The organism is Oceanobacter kriegii DSM 6294, assembly GCF_000422845.1.
GTDB classification, from domain to species: Bacteria; Pseudomonadota; Gammaproteobacteria; order Pseudomonadales; family Oceanobacteraceae; genus Oceanobacter; species Oceanobacter kriegii.
Map to the genome: position 1 here is coordinate 199,942 of NZ_AUGV01000007.1, position 14,221 is coordinate 214,162.

Consider the following 14,221-nt stretch of genomic DNA (forward strand, 5'->3'; position numbering starts at 1 on the left):
CGTCTCATTTTGCTATAGCCTGTTTACCAAATTCACTACCTAGCTAGCTGTATTGGTGAACCATGACTCAACTTGCCAAATCTGTTCAATTCCCTGTGCCCTGCCCCGACTGCGACGCCAACACTGCCTTTTCCTTGGCAAAACTGTCCGAACAGCCCAACGTGACCTGTCGCCACTGCAATAAAGCATTTGAGATATCCGACTTTATGAAACGCAGAGTCAGCAGAACACTCAGGGACATCGAAGGGTACATTGACACACCTGCGACGCAGGAAGATCCGCAAGAAGACGAAAGCAGCTCAGAATTGGAAGCAGAGGCCAGGGCCTGATTAATCCAGCCCCCTGCCAGATAAGTCGCACAGCCAACAGCCAAATAGCAGACATAAAAAAACCCGCTTTCGCGGGTTTTTTTATTGGCTCTGGATTACTTAACGATATCCAGCAGCTCAACTTCGAAAACCAGTGCAGAGTTTGCAGGGATTTTCGGGCTTGGGCTACGAGCACCGTAGGCCAGCTCGGCCGGGATGGTGAACTTGAACTTCTCACCAACCTTCATCAGCTGAACGCCTTCAGTCCAACCCGGGATAACGTTACCCAGCGGGAATTCGATTGGCTCGCCACGCTCAACAGAGCTGTCGAATACAGTGCCGTCGATCAGGGTGCCGTGGTAGTGAACCTTAACGGTGTCAGCAGCAGTTGGCTTTGGCGCATCGCCTTCAACAGCAGTCAGTACTTCGTACTGCAGGCCGCTATCGGTTACCTGAACGCCGTCTTTCTTGGCGTTTTCAGCCAAGAAGTCTTCGCTGGCCTTGGCGGCTGCGTCGTTCAGAGCTTCTTGCTTACGCATCTGGTCTTCACGGATTTTCTCGAAAGCAGCCTGAATGTCTTCGTCAGATACCTGCTGTTCTGCTTTAGCCAGCGCGTCTTTAATACCTGCAGCAACCGCATCGGCATTCATCTCAACATCTTCCTGAGACAGCTGACGACCAATATTCAAACCAACGCCGTAGCTCGCCTGGTCGATGTGGTTTTCCAATTTCACTTTTTCCTCCTGGCCACAACCGGCCAAAATCAAAGTACCCAACAAGATAACGGGTACGGACTTCATCAAATTCATGCTTGTGTCTCGTCTCAAATATATGAATGCCCTATGGCAACACTACCCCCGAAAGGTTTCATTTGAGAGGCAGCGCGTTCGACAGGACATCCTACACAATGTAAACGGCCTCTAACAGGCATAATGGCCCGCTTTGGCCCTGCGCTCGCATTCACGCTTGAGATTTGCACACACCTGAAGCTTGGCCGCACCCAAATTTGTTGCCATCTGACACTCGTAATTGCGGTGCCGCAATTCGCGGTCACTCAGTTCACCCAAGTCATTCATTCCCGTGTCGCAGCCAGGCAGCAGCACCAGACTTACCATCCACAAAGAAACCACGTTTAACTTTTTCACAAAGCGCCAACTTGTTACCAGGTTAATGAAATTAGCCAATCCGTTGCATTAAGATCCAAACCCGCAACGAATCTCCACATTCAGAATAGCAGTCGCTGACAATTTTGCTGTACAGCGCTAACTCATTGAAATAAATCGTAAAAAAAGATTGACAGTCAAAATCGGATTGGCATAATACGCGCCACTTGCCAAGGCAGCCTCACAGCAACGCCAAAGCAAGCGTGACGTGGCTATGTAGCTCAGCTGGTTAGAGCACAGCATTCATAATGCTGGGGTCGGCAGTTCAAGTCTGCCCATAGCTACCACTTACACGAGGTACGCCTCACCCTACTTGCTTTGTTAAAGCGGGTAGCCAGTTTCAGGAACACCTTTAACAAGGTATCCGACTGTGGCTATGTAGCTCAGCTGGTTAGAGCACAGCATTCATAATGCTGGGGTCGGCAGTTCAAGTCTGCCCATAGCTACCACTTATATAACCTTGCCTTGGCAGGGTTCAAAAAGCCCGCAAGATTCGCATCTTGCGGGCTTTTTCGTTTTCAGCGTATCTAACGAGTGAATTGCCAAAAGCGCGGTGCCTGAAGAGCAGTGCCTGAAGAGCAGTGCCTGAAGAGCAGTGCCAGAAGCGCAGTGTCTGAATAGCGGTGAAGAAAGAGCAGCCATTCACCGCCCCTCCATCACTGATATGCGTTTTATGGATTCAGGCGCTGGATTGCCCACTCTCCGTCAGCAAGGCGATACTCAACGCGATCGTGCAGACGGTACTCACCACCCTGCCAAAACTCCACACGCTCCGGAATCAGCCGGAAGCCGCCCCAAAAATCCGGCAGCGGAATCTCCTTGTCCTGATATTCTTCATTCAACTGGTTGAAGCGTGCTTCCAGCTCAGCGCGATTTTCAAGCGGACGACTCTGATGCGAAGCCCAGGCGCCCAACTGACTCTGACGTGGGCGAGAATGGAAATAAGCCGCCGATTCCTCGCGAGATACCTTCTCGACCCGTCCCTGAATCTGCACCTGTCGCTCCATACCAATCCAGAAGAAATGCATGCTGGCCTTGCCGCTGGCGTCCAGCTGCATGCCCTTGTTGCTTTGGTAGTTCGTGAAGAAGACAAAGCCTTTGTCGTCGTAAGACTTCAGCAACAGAATTCGTTGCCAGGGCTGGCCGTCGGCGTCTACGCTGGCCAGCGTCATCACCGTCGGCTCTTCCGGGCGGGTCTCCTGGTATTGTTCAAACCAGGCATGAAACTGAGTAAACGGGTTATCAGCAACCCGGGTTTCGTCCAGACGTCCCTGAGTGTACTCCTTACGAATTTCACCCAAATCCACCATGTCTGACTCCTGTTAGCGGTAATTCAAAATCGGGCCTGTGCAAATCAATGTCCGCACCGGCAGTGAAGGGTATTATCGCCTGATTGGCGAGAAAATAAATTGACGTGAGGCCTGAGCCGATCTGCTAACATCGGCGGCCTTAACCCACTGGTAAACCTGCTGGATTCAAGAAGCACCATGTCTGATCACAACTACCCCACCGCTTCCCTGATTCGCTGCATCGCAGCCCTGAGTTACGACGCCCTGGTACTGCTAGGCACCTTTTTGGTGCTGGGATTGATACTGGTCGGTGTAACGGCCGCTGCAACCGGCGGTGAGCCACTGGGCGAGCTGCCAAGACCCGTGGTGTATTCGATGATTTTCTGTATGTGCTTCTTCTATTACTCAACGTCCTGGCGACGGGGCGGCCAAACCATCGGCATGAAGGCCTGGCGCATCAAGCTGGTAACGGAAGACGGCACACCGGTGCGCTTGAGCCACTGCATGCTACGCACCGGCATCGGCTTCTTCTCGCTGATGGTGTTTGGTATTGGCTATTTCTGGGCCTTGATAGACAAGCGTGGTCGCAGCTGGCACGACATGGCATCACTGACCCATCAGGTGTATATCCCAAAAACCTGAACAGACACCCGCACAAACAGCAGGCTAACGCTCGTCAGCCTGCTTTCCTGAGCAGCAGCAACCCAACCAGCATACAACCGCCAATCGGGATTACAGAGGCCCACACAGGCTCAAAGCCAAACACAATACTGGCCGGTGCCAACAGGTCCTCTGCGTATTTGTAAATCAAGCCCACCAGAATCCCCGAGAAAATCCGGTAGCCCGGCGTCACCGAACGCAATGGGCCAAAGATAAAGGAAATCCCCAGCACCACCAGCGCCAGCGTACCCAATGGCTGGGTTACCTTACGCCAGAACGACAGCAAGTAGTTATCTGCATTGAGGCCCTGCTTTTCCAGGTATTGGGTGTAGCCATACAGATTGGAGATCGACATATCCCGCGGCTCAATCATCACAACACTGAGGCTTTGTGGGGTCAGCTCCGTATCCCAGGGCATTGAGGCGATCGCCTGCTGAGACGTTTTCTGGTCGGAGATTTCCATATCAATCACCGATTGCATCTGCCAGTCGCCGTTATCGTAGATGGCCTGTTCGGCCGATCTGATGCTGGTCAGATTGGCATTGTCATCGAAGCGGAACAAGGTAATGCCGTGCAGCACACCGTTAGGCTCAATGGCGGTAAATCGCATAAAGGTATCCCCTTCACGATGCCAGAACCCTTTGCCCTTGTTCGATAACAAATCGCCCTTGCCTTGCGCCACCGCCTTTTGCGACTGCGCCACACGTTCCAGAGTTGGCACCGCGAACTCGGCAATGGCCATGTTCACGACCATCAACAACATCATCGGCTTGATCACTGCAACAGCAATGCGGCCAACCGAGATCCCCGCCGCACGCATGACCGTCAGCTCACTGCTAGCCGCCATACCGCCAAGACCGGCCAAACAGCCAATCAGACAGGCCATCGGCATGTATTCGTAGATGCGGCGTGGCAAACGCAGCGCCATAAACTGCAAGGCATCAAGAAACTGATAGCCGTTCTTGAGCTGATCAAGCTCGTCGACGAGGGTGAAAATAGCATCCAGGCCAACAATGACGACCACAACCACCAAAGTGGCCATCACGACATTGCGGGCGACGTAGTTATCGAGGCGACTCATGGCCAGCATATTCATAGCGACTTCACCTTCAAACGACGACGCCACTCAGGCACAACCAACAACCCCATTGCGATCACCAGATACACAGCATGCAAGCCCCACAAGCCAATGGTTGGGTTGAGCTGACCTTTTTCGAGCATTCCCTTCATGGCGATCAGCAGCGAGATGTACACCATAAACAGCACGATGGCCGGAAACAGGCGTGCAAAACGTCCCTGGCGAGGATTTACCTTCGACAAAGGCACTGCCAACAGCATCACGATCGGTACCATCAGCACCATCGACACCCGCCACTGCAGCTGCGCCTGATGCTTGGGATCATCCGAACCAAACAGGTCCAGAGTCGGTACCGCTTCCTTACGAAGCTTTTTGCGCTCTTCCAGCTCATCGGCGATTTTCACGCCGTACAGCTCAAAATCCAGGGTCTGAAACGCCAGACTGCCGGGCGTCCAGTCATAGCGCTTGCCGTCGTGCAATTCCAGGTAGCGGGAACCGGTTTCATCCGATACGTACTGGGTGCCACGTTTGGCCAGCAGGATGGAATTGCCATCGGTGATAAACACATTGTTCATTTGGGTTTTGTCATCTGACAGCGATTCCGCATAGGTGGTCCGGGAACCACCCTTCATACTCTGGAAGCGCCCCGGTGCCAGCAGTTCAAACTCGGTCAGCTGGGCCTGCTTTTTATAAAGCCCTTCCATTTGCTGCGCCCCCCAGGGACTCAGATACAAACTGAACGAACCCACCACCAGTGCAATGGCAGCGGCAGGACCTGCGGTGTATAACAACAGCTTGCGATTGGAGAAACCGGTCGCCGTCAGCACCGTCATCTCGTTTTCCGCATACAGACGGCCGTAAGCCAGCAAAATGGCGATAAACAGCGCCAGCGGCAGAATCATTTCCAGAAAGGACGGCAGGCGCAGCACCAGTGTGAAAAATACGATATCGAGCGACACCTCACCGGCGGCAGCGGCGGCCAACTGGCGAATCAGTCGGCCACTCATCAAAATCATCAGCAGCACAATGGTGACAGCAAACAAGGACCCGGCCAGCTCTCTGGCCAGATAACGAAAAATGATCAAGGGAAAGAGCCTAGTCTCTGTTAAACGATGAAGAATCCGAATGATGAAGCATAGCGCACAGCCACTACAGGCTTTAACGCCCGATCGATAACTGATATGAAACAAAGCTGTCCATTCACCACTTGTTTTTCCTGAAACTGCACGCACATTATAAGCATCTATGGAATTCAGATCCGGCAGTGACATCGACCGGGGTCTGCCACTAACGTTCCCAGCAGGAGCACTTATGAAATACCAGGTATCCCAACAATCTGCGGCCGAAGTTCAAGCGGCGTGTATTGTGGTCACTATCGACCAGTCAGGCAAGCTGTCCGACGCTGCCAAGCTCATTGACGAAGCATCCAACGGCTTTTTGACCCAACGCTTTGAAGAAGGCGACATCAAGGGCAAGAGCGGCGAAACCCTGCTGCTGCCAGCCGTTAGTGGCATCGCAGCCAAACGCGTATTGTTGGTAGGTACTGGGAAAGAAGCTCCGAAAGCCACGTCAGCCATCAAAATTCTGAACGCCATTGCCAACGCAACCCTGAAGCGCGAAGGCGAAGTGGCCCTGGCCATTAGCGAACTGGCCAGCGATGAACTGCCAGAAAGCTGGTGGGCGGAACAAGCAGCCATTGCCTTTACCGGCAACAGCTATAAGTTCACAGAAACCAAACCACAGCCTGAAGATGCCCCGAAACAAGCTGACAGTGTTAGCTGGATTGGCTCTGACGTATCGGCGGCCCTGCTGAAAGGTGCTGCGATTGGTGAAGGCATGAACTTCGCCAAAGAACTGGGCAATATGCCACCAAACATTTGCACCCCAACCTGGTTGGCCGAGCAAGCCATTGCACTGACCGCAGACTCCTCGCTGGAAACCACCATTCTGGACCAGGAAAAGCTGGCAGAAATGGGGGCTGGTGCTTTCTACTCCGTTGCCAAGGGCTCCAGCGAGCCGGGCAAAATCATTGTGATGCAGTACAAGGGCGCCGAAAACGCCGACGAAGCCCCGCACATGGTGCTGGGTAAAGGCATTACCTTCGATACCGGCGGTATCAGCCTGAAGCCGGGCGCCAAGATGGACGAAATGAAGTACGACATGTGTGGCGCGGCGTCTGTATTTGGCACCGTGAAAGCACTGCTGGCGCTGAAGCCAAAAATCAACGTCCTGGCGATGGTAACCAGCGCTGAAAACATGCCTGCGGGTAACGCTTCCAAGCCGGGCGACGTAGTGACCAGCCTGTCTGGCAAAACCATTGAAATCCTCAACACCGACGCCGAAGGCCGTCTGGTGCTGTGTGATGCCCTGACCTACGGCATCGACAACTACAAGCCAGCCTCCGTGGTAGACATTGCCACCCTGACCGGTGCTTGTATGGCCGCGCTGGGCAACGTGAACTCCGGCCTGTTCACCCAGGACGAAGACATGGCAGAGCAGCTGCAATCCGCTGCCGCCTACAGCCAGGACAAGGTATGGCGCCTGCCTTTGGAAGATGACTACCAGGAACTGCTGGATTCCAATTTTGCCGACATGGCCAACATTGGTGGCCCACTGGCTGGCGCAACCACCGCTGCCTGCTTCCTGAGCCGCTTTACTGAAGGTACGCCTTGGGCGCACCTGGACATTGCAGGTACGGCCTGGAACGGCGGTGCAGCCAAAGGTGCAACTGGCCGCCCGGTTGCTCTGCTGGTGAACTACTTGCTGAACAAGTAACCAGCACACCGCTTTTGTTTGTTGGCAGGGCTGATATCAGCCCTGCCAATGAAAATGCGTGTCTCCCGACTCCCAGCCATCACAGCCGAACGTTCTCCAGAATAAATTCTACAAACGCCTGATTGGCCTTCGATAAATAACCGTCCTTCCGCCACGCCAGACACAAATCCAGCTCAATGGGCGGGTCAAACGACACCGTTACCAATTCCGGGTCGTTCTCTACGGCCATATTCAATAACGTCGAAATACCGAAGCCCTGTTTCACAATCGACCGAATCAGTGGCAACAGATTGGTTTCAAAACTGATCGCAGGTTGAATGCCAGCGTTTTCCGCCATCTGGTCCAACACCCGGCGGTGAAAATATCCCGGCCTGAAGATCACCAGCTCTTGCTGCAAAAATTCTTCCGGCGATACCGACTCCCGGCTGGCAAACGGGTGATCCTGTGGCACCACAACGCGCATTTCTTCCCGCAGAATTGGCACAGATTCAATGTTTTCAGACACCTCGCCTGATTCGATCACCGCCAGATCCAGCTCGCCCTTTTCCAGCAACTGCTGCAACTGCCAGGCGCCGCCTTCATGTACCGATAAATTCAGGTTCGGGTATTTGTGTTTGAACGCCATGATCATCGGAGGGAAGTAGTAAGAGCCCAGCATGCTCGGCGTGCCCAATTGCACTACGCCTCGCTGAAGGCCGCGCAGCTCTTCCATTTCCAGGTCGGCATCGGTCATGGCCTGAATGATGCGATGAGCCTGTTTGAACAAACGCTGCCCCTCATCCGTCAACGATATTTGCCGATCCCGACGATGAAACAACGTCAATTGCAGTTGCTGCTCCAAACGTTTGATGGCCATGCTCACCGCCGGCTGAGCCACATCCAGGCTTTCCGCCGCGCGGGTAAAACTTTGCAGCCGGGCCACTTCGTGAAAGTAACTGAGTGCCTTGTAGTCCATTTGATAGCCTTGTGGAGACTTCGATTAAGTAGGAAGAAACACAGCCGCTCTTACGACCAATGTATGCATAACGGATTTTGATTAAAACTATATCAAACATATATTTTTATGATGAAAAGCGGAAGCCTATAGTTCGCCTGTAACTTCTCTTTCGGTAGACCTGCATGATCACAAGTGGCACCGCCGCCTGGTGGCGAATCACACTGGCACTTTGCCTCGGCTCTTTTATGGTGTTTTCCAACCTTTACGTCACCCAGCCTTTGCTGCCGATGCTGGCAAGGGAGTTTGGCGTATCGCCTTTGCAGGCCAGTTATTCCCTGACCATTTCAACACTAACGCTGGGGGCCGCGCTGATTTTCTACGGCGCGGCCTCGGATGCCATTGGCCGCCGCTGGCTGATGATTGGCAGTATGGCGGGCGTAGCCGTGGTGACCTTGTCGCTGTATTGGGTAAACGATTACCACACACTGCTGGCATTACGAGCCCTACAGGGTATTTTCCTCGCGGGCCTGCCTGCCATCGCCGTGGCCTATATGGCCGAAGAATTCGACTCCGATGCCCTGATGTCGGCCGTTGGACTGTACATTGCTGCCAACTCTCTGGGCGGCATTGGTGGCCGGGTGATTGGCGGTTTTGCCGGTGAGCACCTCGGCTGGCACGAAGCCTTTGTGGTGGTTGGCTGCATGGGTGTCGTTGTTTGGCTGGCCGTGTTGGTGCTGCTGCCCAAGCAGCAAAACTTTCACCGTCGCCCGTTCAAACCCCAGCACATGCTGGCCGATATGAAACTGCATCTGTCGAACCCGCGGCTGCTACCCGCCTTTTTACTCGGCGGCTTCAACTTCTTTATTTTTGTTAACCAGTACAGCTTCATTACCTTTGTACTGGAAGCCGATCCCTACTGGCTTAGCCCTCAGTTTTTGGGACTGATGTTCCTCACCTATTTGACGGGCACCCTGGGCTCTACACTGTCTGGCAAGCTGGGCAAGCGCTTTGGCCAACCCCAGTGCATGATGGCTGGCAGTTCCATTCTGATTGTTGGCACTCTGGTCACTCTGGTGCCGTCATTACCGGTAATTATTCTGGGCTTCTTCATCAACAGCTTTGGATTTTTCTTCGCGCATTCCAGCGCCAGCAGTTGGGTTAGCCGCAATGCCGAACGGGCAAAAGCCAGCGCCAGCTCACTGTACCTGCTGTTCTACTACGTTGGCGCCAGTACCGGCGGCCTGTACCTGAACCTGTTCTGGCAGTGGAATCATTGGCAAGGTGTGGTGCTTGGGTCTGTGCTGGTGCTTGCAGGTACGCTATTGTTGGGCAACGTTTTACGGAACGCTCACCAGCGCACGGCATCAGAGCTGGTGAATAAGAACGCTGTACACTGAGTAAACAACAGAGAACAGCGCCAACAAACCCAGAAGGTTTTTCCACGCATGTTTTCTACCAGCCGAGTCTGGATCGCCCTGCTGATCCTGTTCACCAGCGGCTGTGCGGTATTGGCCGCACAGTCTTTCGACGATCAGTACGGCACCAGCAGTCCCAAAAACCGCACGGTGGCCTGGGACAGTTTCGAGGGCAAATTCTACAACGATGACGTTGCGCCCATTATTGAAAACCGCTGCGTTGCTTGCCACGCCTGCTACGACGCTCCCTGCCAGCTCAAGTTAACCTCTACCGCCGGTATCGCCCGCGGCCTCAACAAGGAAGTGGTGTACGACGGCACCCGCTTGCTGGCATCAGATCCCAAACGCTTGTATCTGGATGCCCAAACCACCCAGCAGTGGCGTGACATGGGCTTCAAACCGGTACTGAACGAACGTCGCTCGACCAGCGAAGCCAATCTGGCTGCCAGCCTGATGTATCGGGCCATTGCGCTGCGCCAACAACAAGGCAGTTTTGAACATCCGATTCTCGACAGCAGCTACGACTTCGCACTTAACCGCGATCAGCAATGTCCAACCGTAGAAACCTACAGTCAGTTCAGTGCTGAACGGCCAAACTGGGGTATGCCCTACGGCCTGCCTCAACTGACCGATGCCGAATACAGCACCCTTACCAGCTGGATGGAGCGCGGCGCCCTGATGCCATCTGACCGACCGCTGTCGGCCGATACCCTGTCAGAAATACGATTGTGGGAGCAACGTTTTAACGGCGACGCCCTGAAAAACCGTCTGGTCAGTCGTTATATTTACGAACACATTTACCTGTACTCCTTGTACCTTGGCGACAACAACAAAGACCGTGAAGCCGCCCATTTCCGACTGGTTCGCTCCAGCACTCCGCCAGGGCAAGATATCAAGGTTATCGCCACTCGCCGTCCCTACGACGACCCCAAGGTCGACCGGGTCTGGTATCGCCTGATGCCAGAACGTGAAACCGTCACCGCCAAGAACCATATTCCGTTCACGCTGAACGACACGCGCTGGAACGAATGGAAAAGCTACCTGCTGGACCCTGACTATCAGGTGTCCCAGTTGCCGGGCTACAAACCCGAAGTCGCCAGCAACCCGTTCAAGGCATTTGTGCAGTTACCGGCGGATGGCCGCTATCGCTTCCTGCTGGAGCATGCGCGCGAAACCATCATGGCCTTTATCAAGGGGCCCGTGTGCCGTGGCCAGGTGGCGGTGAATGTGATTAACGAACAGTTCTGGGTGTACTTCGTTAATCCGGACATCAACTACGGCGAAGATGCCGCCAACTTCCTGCAGAATCAGGCACAGCAGCTCGACATGCCCGCGGAGCAGTCCAGCAATGCCCTGCCGCTGACGTCATGGCTGAAGTTCTCGGACAAACAGAAGCAGTACCTCAAGGCCAAAAGTGCACTGATTGAAAAGGAAATGAACAATCGCCTGCCGCTGGATGAAACCCTCATCTGGGATGGCTATGGCACCAATTCCAATGCGGCCCTGACCGTGATGCGCCATTTTGACAACGCCACCGTGGTGCAAGGCTTACTGGGCCAACCGCCGAAAACGGCCTGGGTGATCGACTACCCGCTGCTGGAGCGCATTCACTACTTGCTGGTGGCGGGTTTTGACGTATACGGCAACCTCGGCCACCAGCTGGTCACGCGCATGTACATGGACTTCCTGCGAATGGAAGGCGAAATGAACTTCCTGCTGTTCCTGCCAAAAGATGAGCGCGTGAAAACCCGCAAATTCTGGTATCGCAACGCAGACGACGACGTAAAAGACTACATGTTCGGCGACTACAGCCACGTTGACGTTGAATCGGCCATCGACTTCAAAACCGACAACCCGAAAGAAGAACTGTACGAGATCTTTGCCAAACGCTTGCAGCCAGTGATAAACCGACAATACGAAATTGCCAGCAGCCCGCTGTCAGACGATGCCAAACAGGCTCTGAACGCGTTGGAAACCTTCAAGGGCAAAGGCCTGAAGCCGCTACCGGAAGTGGCCAAAATACTCGTCACCCGCGATGGCAAACCAGTCGACATCATCAGCGTCGTTCACAACCGCGGCCACAGCAACATCAACTCCCTATTGGACGAAGAAGCGGCGTTGTTGCCAGCGGAAGATACACTAACGCTGGCCAGTGGCTCGGTGGGTGACTACCCGAATGTAATATTAAAAACCGAGGAAAAGCAGCTGCCTGAATTGGTCGACGCCATTGGTAATATGAAAACCGAAGCCGATTACCGTCAGCTATTGGGAGATTTTGGCGTGCGTCGGACGCACCCTGCGTTTTGGGACGTCAGTGACCAAATTGCCGAGCTGTACCGCCAGCAGGAGCCTTTGGCCAGCGGCATTCTGGACTACAACCGATTGGAAAATCGCTAAGAGAGTTAGCCGTATGAGCACAACAGCGGCTGGAAATCATCAGCCGCTCGCTCTTAACAATATGCGGGCACTGAGCTATTCAGCGGGATTGCTCCCTGTTACGCCGCGCTACGCTCCCTTGCGAATTCCTGTCGCAACCCACAACCGCAACACCACCCTCAAGGCCTGCCGCCACAGCGGCATTTTCGACGGCCCGTTGGCTTTCCAGCGCTGAAGCTCGGCCACAATGCGCTCGGCACTGCTGAACCGTCTGGATTTGGCACTGACATACGACGGATATTCCATCAGTGCGGCAGCCACCAGCTCATCCAGCGACCGCTGACGACTGCGACGTGGGTTTTTGAACTCATCGTAAGTGATGCCCCAACCGGCGTAAAACGGCATCCCGTAGCAATACACTTCGCGCTCACGCAGCAAGGCTTCAAAGCCCAGCAACGACGTCATGGTATGCACAGCGTGAACCTGCTCCAGCATTTGTGATGAATCCCCAGCGAGAACAATTTCATCGCAAATGGCTTCATATTCCGCCATAGCAACGTCCTTGCTACGCAAGCCGGACATCACATCCGGGTGCGGTTTGAACACCAGCCAGGCATCCGGCTCGGCTGCACGGGCGGCTTTGAGCAAATCCAGATTGGTCTTGATCTTTCCTGCGCCGGTTCTGATCGACGCGTCAGATTCTACCTGGCCGGGCACCAACACCACCTTCTGGCCTTTCGCAGCACCACTCGGCAGCCAGTCACCAGCGGTCAGGTTGTACTTGGAAATACGCGCACTGACGATGGTTTTACGCAGGTTTCGAGCGCTGTCGAGAGTGGCATCATCAAATTCATGGTTAGCCAGAATGTGCTCCAGACGCGATGGCTGAGTGGCGTCGTAATACATTCCCTGATCATCAAATACCCACGACAGCGGACGAATCAAATCTGCTCCTAAACCGGATGAACGCAAGAAGCCATCCTCCACCCGAATGACGCGTTTCAACTTGCCTTTAAGAGCCTCAGGAATCGGTTTCACTCCCCAACGCACCAGCGTTGCTCCAGCAGGAACCTCCTCCGCCTTGTTGCAAAAATGGATATCCGCACCGTAAAGAAAGTCCTGCAAAATCGGCTTTTTCCAACGCGAAAAGCCAAGCGCATGCACAGTGCCAAGCGCATGGTTTTTCAACCATTGCTGACGCTGCAAGTGGATCAGCGACATCACGGCTTCGATATCCGTTTCCTGCTCGGTTTCCGGGTCCATATAACGGCTGTAAGACACCAGTACCGCATGCACCAGTTGCTGCAACCGCACCTTAACCACAGCCGCCTGACGACGACGTATTGGCGCGTCCAGTACATCATGGGTCAGTCCCCAGCCCGCATAGAACGGCATGCCAAAGCAGCGAACCGGTTTACCCCACACCAGGGCTTCAAACCCCATTTGAGAGGTAACGGTATAAACCATTCGAGCGTTAGACAGCAGCCTGCCCGGATGGCAGTTCTCGGCAATCACCTTCAGACGAGGGTGCTTTAGCGTCGCCAGATCAAAGTGTCCGGCCTTGGCGCGTGTGTAAGCATCCGGGTGAACTTTCAGTACCACGGCAGAAAGCGGGTTTTCATCCAGCGCTGCCGTCAGCATTTGTCGGAATCGTTCCGCATCGGCCAGGCCGTAGGCAATGGAGGCATCACCCGCCACCTGATCCACCACCAGCACAAAATCGTCCGGCAACTCGCCGGTGTAATCTGGCGCGGCGTTGTATTTGGAAATATTCAAACGGCGCCATTGCTCGGCAATGGCATCCGCGCGCAGTTGCTGTTGATCAGAAAGTGGCTGTGGAATCAGCGACTCCAGCCGGGACGGCTCAGTGGCATCGTAGTGAATGCCCAAGTCATCCTGAACCAACGACAAGGAATCGTCTTCTCGTCCTAACGAGCGGACAAACCCATCCTCCAGCAACCAAAAAGGCAGACCTTTGGCCTGCGCTTGCTTGATGGCCTTGAAACCAGACGCCTTCCGCCCCCAGCCCAGTACTTCAACAGGAGTGTTTGCAGACCTGGCACTACCAGAAACGGGAAAAGAACCACAACGCCACAGCGCCTGCACAATACGATTAGCCAAAACACCTTTGGACGGAGAAACAGCCGCAGGCTGCGAGGAACGGGGTACTTCTGGGGATGCCATGGAAGTCCTTGTGTTGGCGACAGGAAACAGCCGCCA

At 54.3% G+C, this 14,221-nt stretch carries 11 protein-coding genes and 2 tRNA genes; 7 read left to right on the plus strand and 6 right to left on the minus strand.

What is annotated here, in order from left to right; translation table 11 throughout:
• Nucleotides 1–62: 62 nt before the first annotated feature.
• A complete protein-coding gene (locus tag G516_RS24605) occupies nucleotides 63–329 on the plus strand; it encodes a hypothetical protein (protein ID WP_156878965.1) in 267 nt (88 codons plus the stop codon).
• A gap of 95 nt (nucleotides 330–424) precedes the next feature.
• Here the strand turns inward: G516_RS24605 and G516_RS0106230 are convergent, their stop codons facing one another.
• Entirely contained in the window at nucleotides 425–1,117 is a 693-nt protein-coding gene (locus G516_RS0106230) for an FKBP-type peptidyl-prolyl cis-trans isomerase (protein WP_028292930.1), read from the minus strand.
• Nucleotides 1,118–1,681: 564 nt separating this feature from the next.
• On the opposite strand from G516_RS0106230, the gene G516_RS0106240 reads away from it, so the two are divergent.
• Together G516_RS0106240 and G516_RS0106245 are read left to right on the plus strand one after the other, a co-directional pair.
• Nucleotides 1,682–1,758, plus strand: a tRNA-Met gene (locus G516_RS0106240).
• A gap of 85 nt (nucleotides 1,759–1,843) precedes the next feature.
• Nucleotides 1,844–1,920 (plus strand) — tRNA-Met (locus G516_RS0106245).
• Nucleotides 1,921–2,142: 222 nt separating this feature from the next.
• On the opposite strand, the gene pdxH is transcribed toward G516_RS0106245, so the two are convergent.
• Nucleotides 2,143–2,781, minus strand: coding sequence for a pyridoxamine 5'-phosphate oxidase (gene pdxH, locus G516_RS0106250; protein WP_028292931.1), 639 nt, complete (start codon nucleotides 2,779–2,781; stop codon nucleotides 2,143–2,145).
• 177 nt (nucleotides 2,782–2,958) lie between these two features.
• On the opposite strand from pdxH, the gene G516_RS0106255 reads away from it, so the two are divergent.
• Nucleotides 2,959–3,402: an RDD family protein gene (locus tag G516_RS0106255; RefSeq protein ID WP_028292932.1), complete on the plus strand. Its 444-nt coding sequence runs from the start codon at nucleotides 2,959–2,961 to the stop codon at nucleotides 3,400–3,402.
• A gap of 34 nt (nucleotides 3,403–3,436) precedes the next feature.
• Here the strand turns inward: G516_RS0106255 and lptG are convergent, their stop codons facing one another.
• Nucleotides 3,437–4,516, minus strand: a complete 1,080-nt coding sequence (lptG, locus tag G516_RS0106260; protein WP_245582620.1) for an LPS export ABC transporter permease LptG — start codon at nucleotides 4,514–4,516, stop codon at nucleotides 3,437–3,439.
• The gene (gene lptF / locus G516_RS0106265; protein ID WP_028292934.1) at nucleotides 4,513–5,583 is read right to left on the minus strand and encodes an LPS export ABC transporter permease LptF; all 1,071 of its coding nucleotides are present in this window, start codon (nucleotides 5,581–5,583) and stop codon (nucleotides 4,513–4,515) included. The genes lptG and lptF overlap by 4 nt, the downstream gene beginning before the upstream one ends.
• A gap of 226 nt (nucleotides 5,584–5,809) precedes the next feature.
• Here lptF and G516_RS0106270 point away from each other — a divergent pair, with 226 nt between their 5' ends.
• A complete protein-coding gene (locus tag G516_RS0106270) occupies nucleotides 5,810–7,273 on the plus strand; it encodes a leucyl aminopeptidase (protein WP_028292935.1) in 1,464 nt (487 codons plus the stop codon).
• Nucleotides 7,274–7,352: 79 nt separating this feature from the next.
• On the opposite strand, the gene G516_RS0106275 is transcribed toward G516_RS0106270, so the two are convergent.
• Nucleotides 7,353–8,228, minus strand: coding sequence for a LysR family transcriptional regulator (locus tag G516_RS0106275; protein WP_028292936.1), 876 nt, complete (start codon nucleotides 8,226–8,228; stop codon nucleotides 7,353–7,355).
• A 164-nt stretch (nucleotides 8,229–8,392) separates the two neighbouring features.
• Between G516_RS0106275 and G516_RS0106280 the strand changes: the two genes are divergently transcribed.
• Complete coding sequence (locus G516_RS0106280) at nucleotides 8,393–9,607, plus strand: MFS transporter (RefSeq protein WP_028292937.1); 1,215 nt, start codon at nucleotides 8,393–8,395, stop codon at nucleotides 9,605–9,607.
• Nucleotides 9,608–9,655: 48 nt separating this feature from the next.
• Nucleotides 9,656–12,022: a fatty acid cis/trans isomerase gene (locus G516_RS0106285; protein WP_028292938.1), complete on the plus strand. Its 2,367-nt coding sequence runs from the start codon at nucleotides 9,656–9,658 to the stop codon at nucleotides 12,020–12,022.
• Between the two features lie 108 nt (nucleotides 12,023–12,130).
• Here the strand turns inward: G516_RS0106285 and G516_RS21310 are convergent, their stop codons facing one another.
• The gene (locus tag G516_RS21310) at nucleotides 12,131–14,185 is read right to left on the minus strand and encodes a capsular polysaccharide biosynthesis protein (protein WP_051219000.1); all 2,055 of its coding nucleotides are present in this window, start codon (nucleotides 14,183–14,185) and stop codon (nucleotides 12,131–12,133) included.
• Nucleotides 14,186–14,221: the final 36 nt, after the last annotated feature.

Excerpts from the sequence above, each read along its gene's own strand:
- G516_RS24605 (WP_156878965.1), top strand. The coding sequence starts at position 63 with ATGACTCAACTTGCCAAATCTGTTCAATTCCCTGTGCCCTGCCCCGAC.
- G516_RS0106230 (WP_028292930.1), bottom strand. The coding sequence starts at position 1,117 with ATGAATTTGATGAAGTCCGTACCCGTTATCTTGTTGGGTACTTTGATT.
- pdxH (WP_028292931.1), bottom strand. The coding sequence starts at position 2,781 with ATGGTGGATTTGGGTGAAATTCGTAAGGAGTACACTCAGGGACGTCTG.
- G516_RS0106255 (WP_028292932.1), top strand. The coding sequence starts at position 2,959 with ATGTCTGATCACAACTACCCCACCGCTTCCCTGATTCGCTGCATCGCA.
- lptG (WP_245582620.1), bottom strand. The coding sequence starts at position 4,516 with ATGAATATGCTGGCCATGAGTCGCCTCGATAACTACGTCGCCCGCAAT.
- G516_RS0106270 (WP_028292935.1), top strand. The coding sequence starts at position 5,810 with ATGAAATACCAGGTATCCCAACAATCTGCGGCCGAAGTTCAAGCGGCG.
- G516_RS0106275 (WP_028292936.1), bottom strand. The coding sequence starts at position 8,228 with ATGGACTACAAGGCACTCAGTTACTTTCACGAAGTGGCCCGGCTGCAA.
- G516_RS0106280 (WP_028292937.1), top strand. The coding sequence starts at position 8,393 with ATGATCACAAGTGGCACCGCCGCCTGGTGGCGAATCACACTGGCACTT.
- G516_RS0106285 (WP_028292938.1), top strand. The coding sequence starts at position 9,656 with ATGTTTTCTACCAGCCGAGTCTGGATCGCCCTGCTGATCCTGTTCACC.
- G516_RS21310 (WP_051219000.1), bottom strand. The coding sequence starts at position 14,185 with ATGGCATCCCCAGAAGTACCCCGTTCCTCGCAGCCTGCGGCTGTTTCT.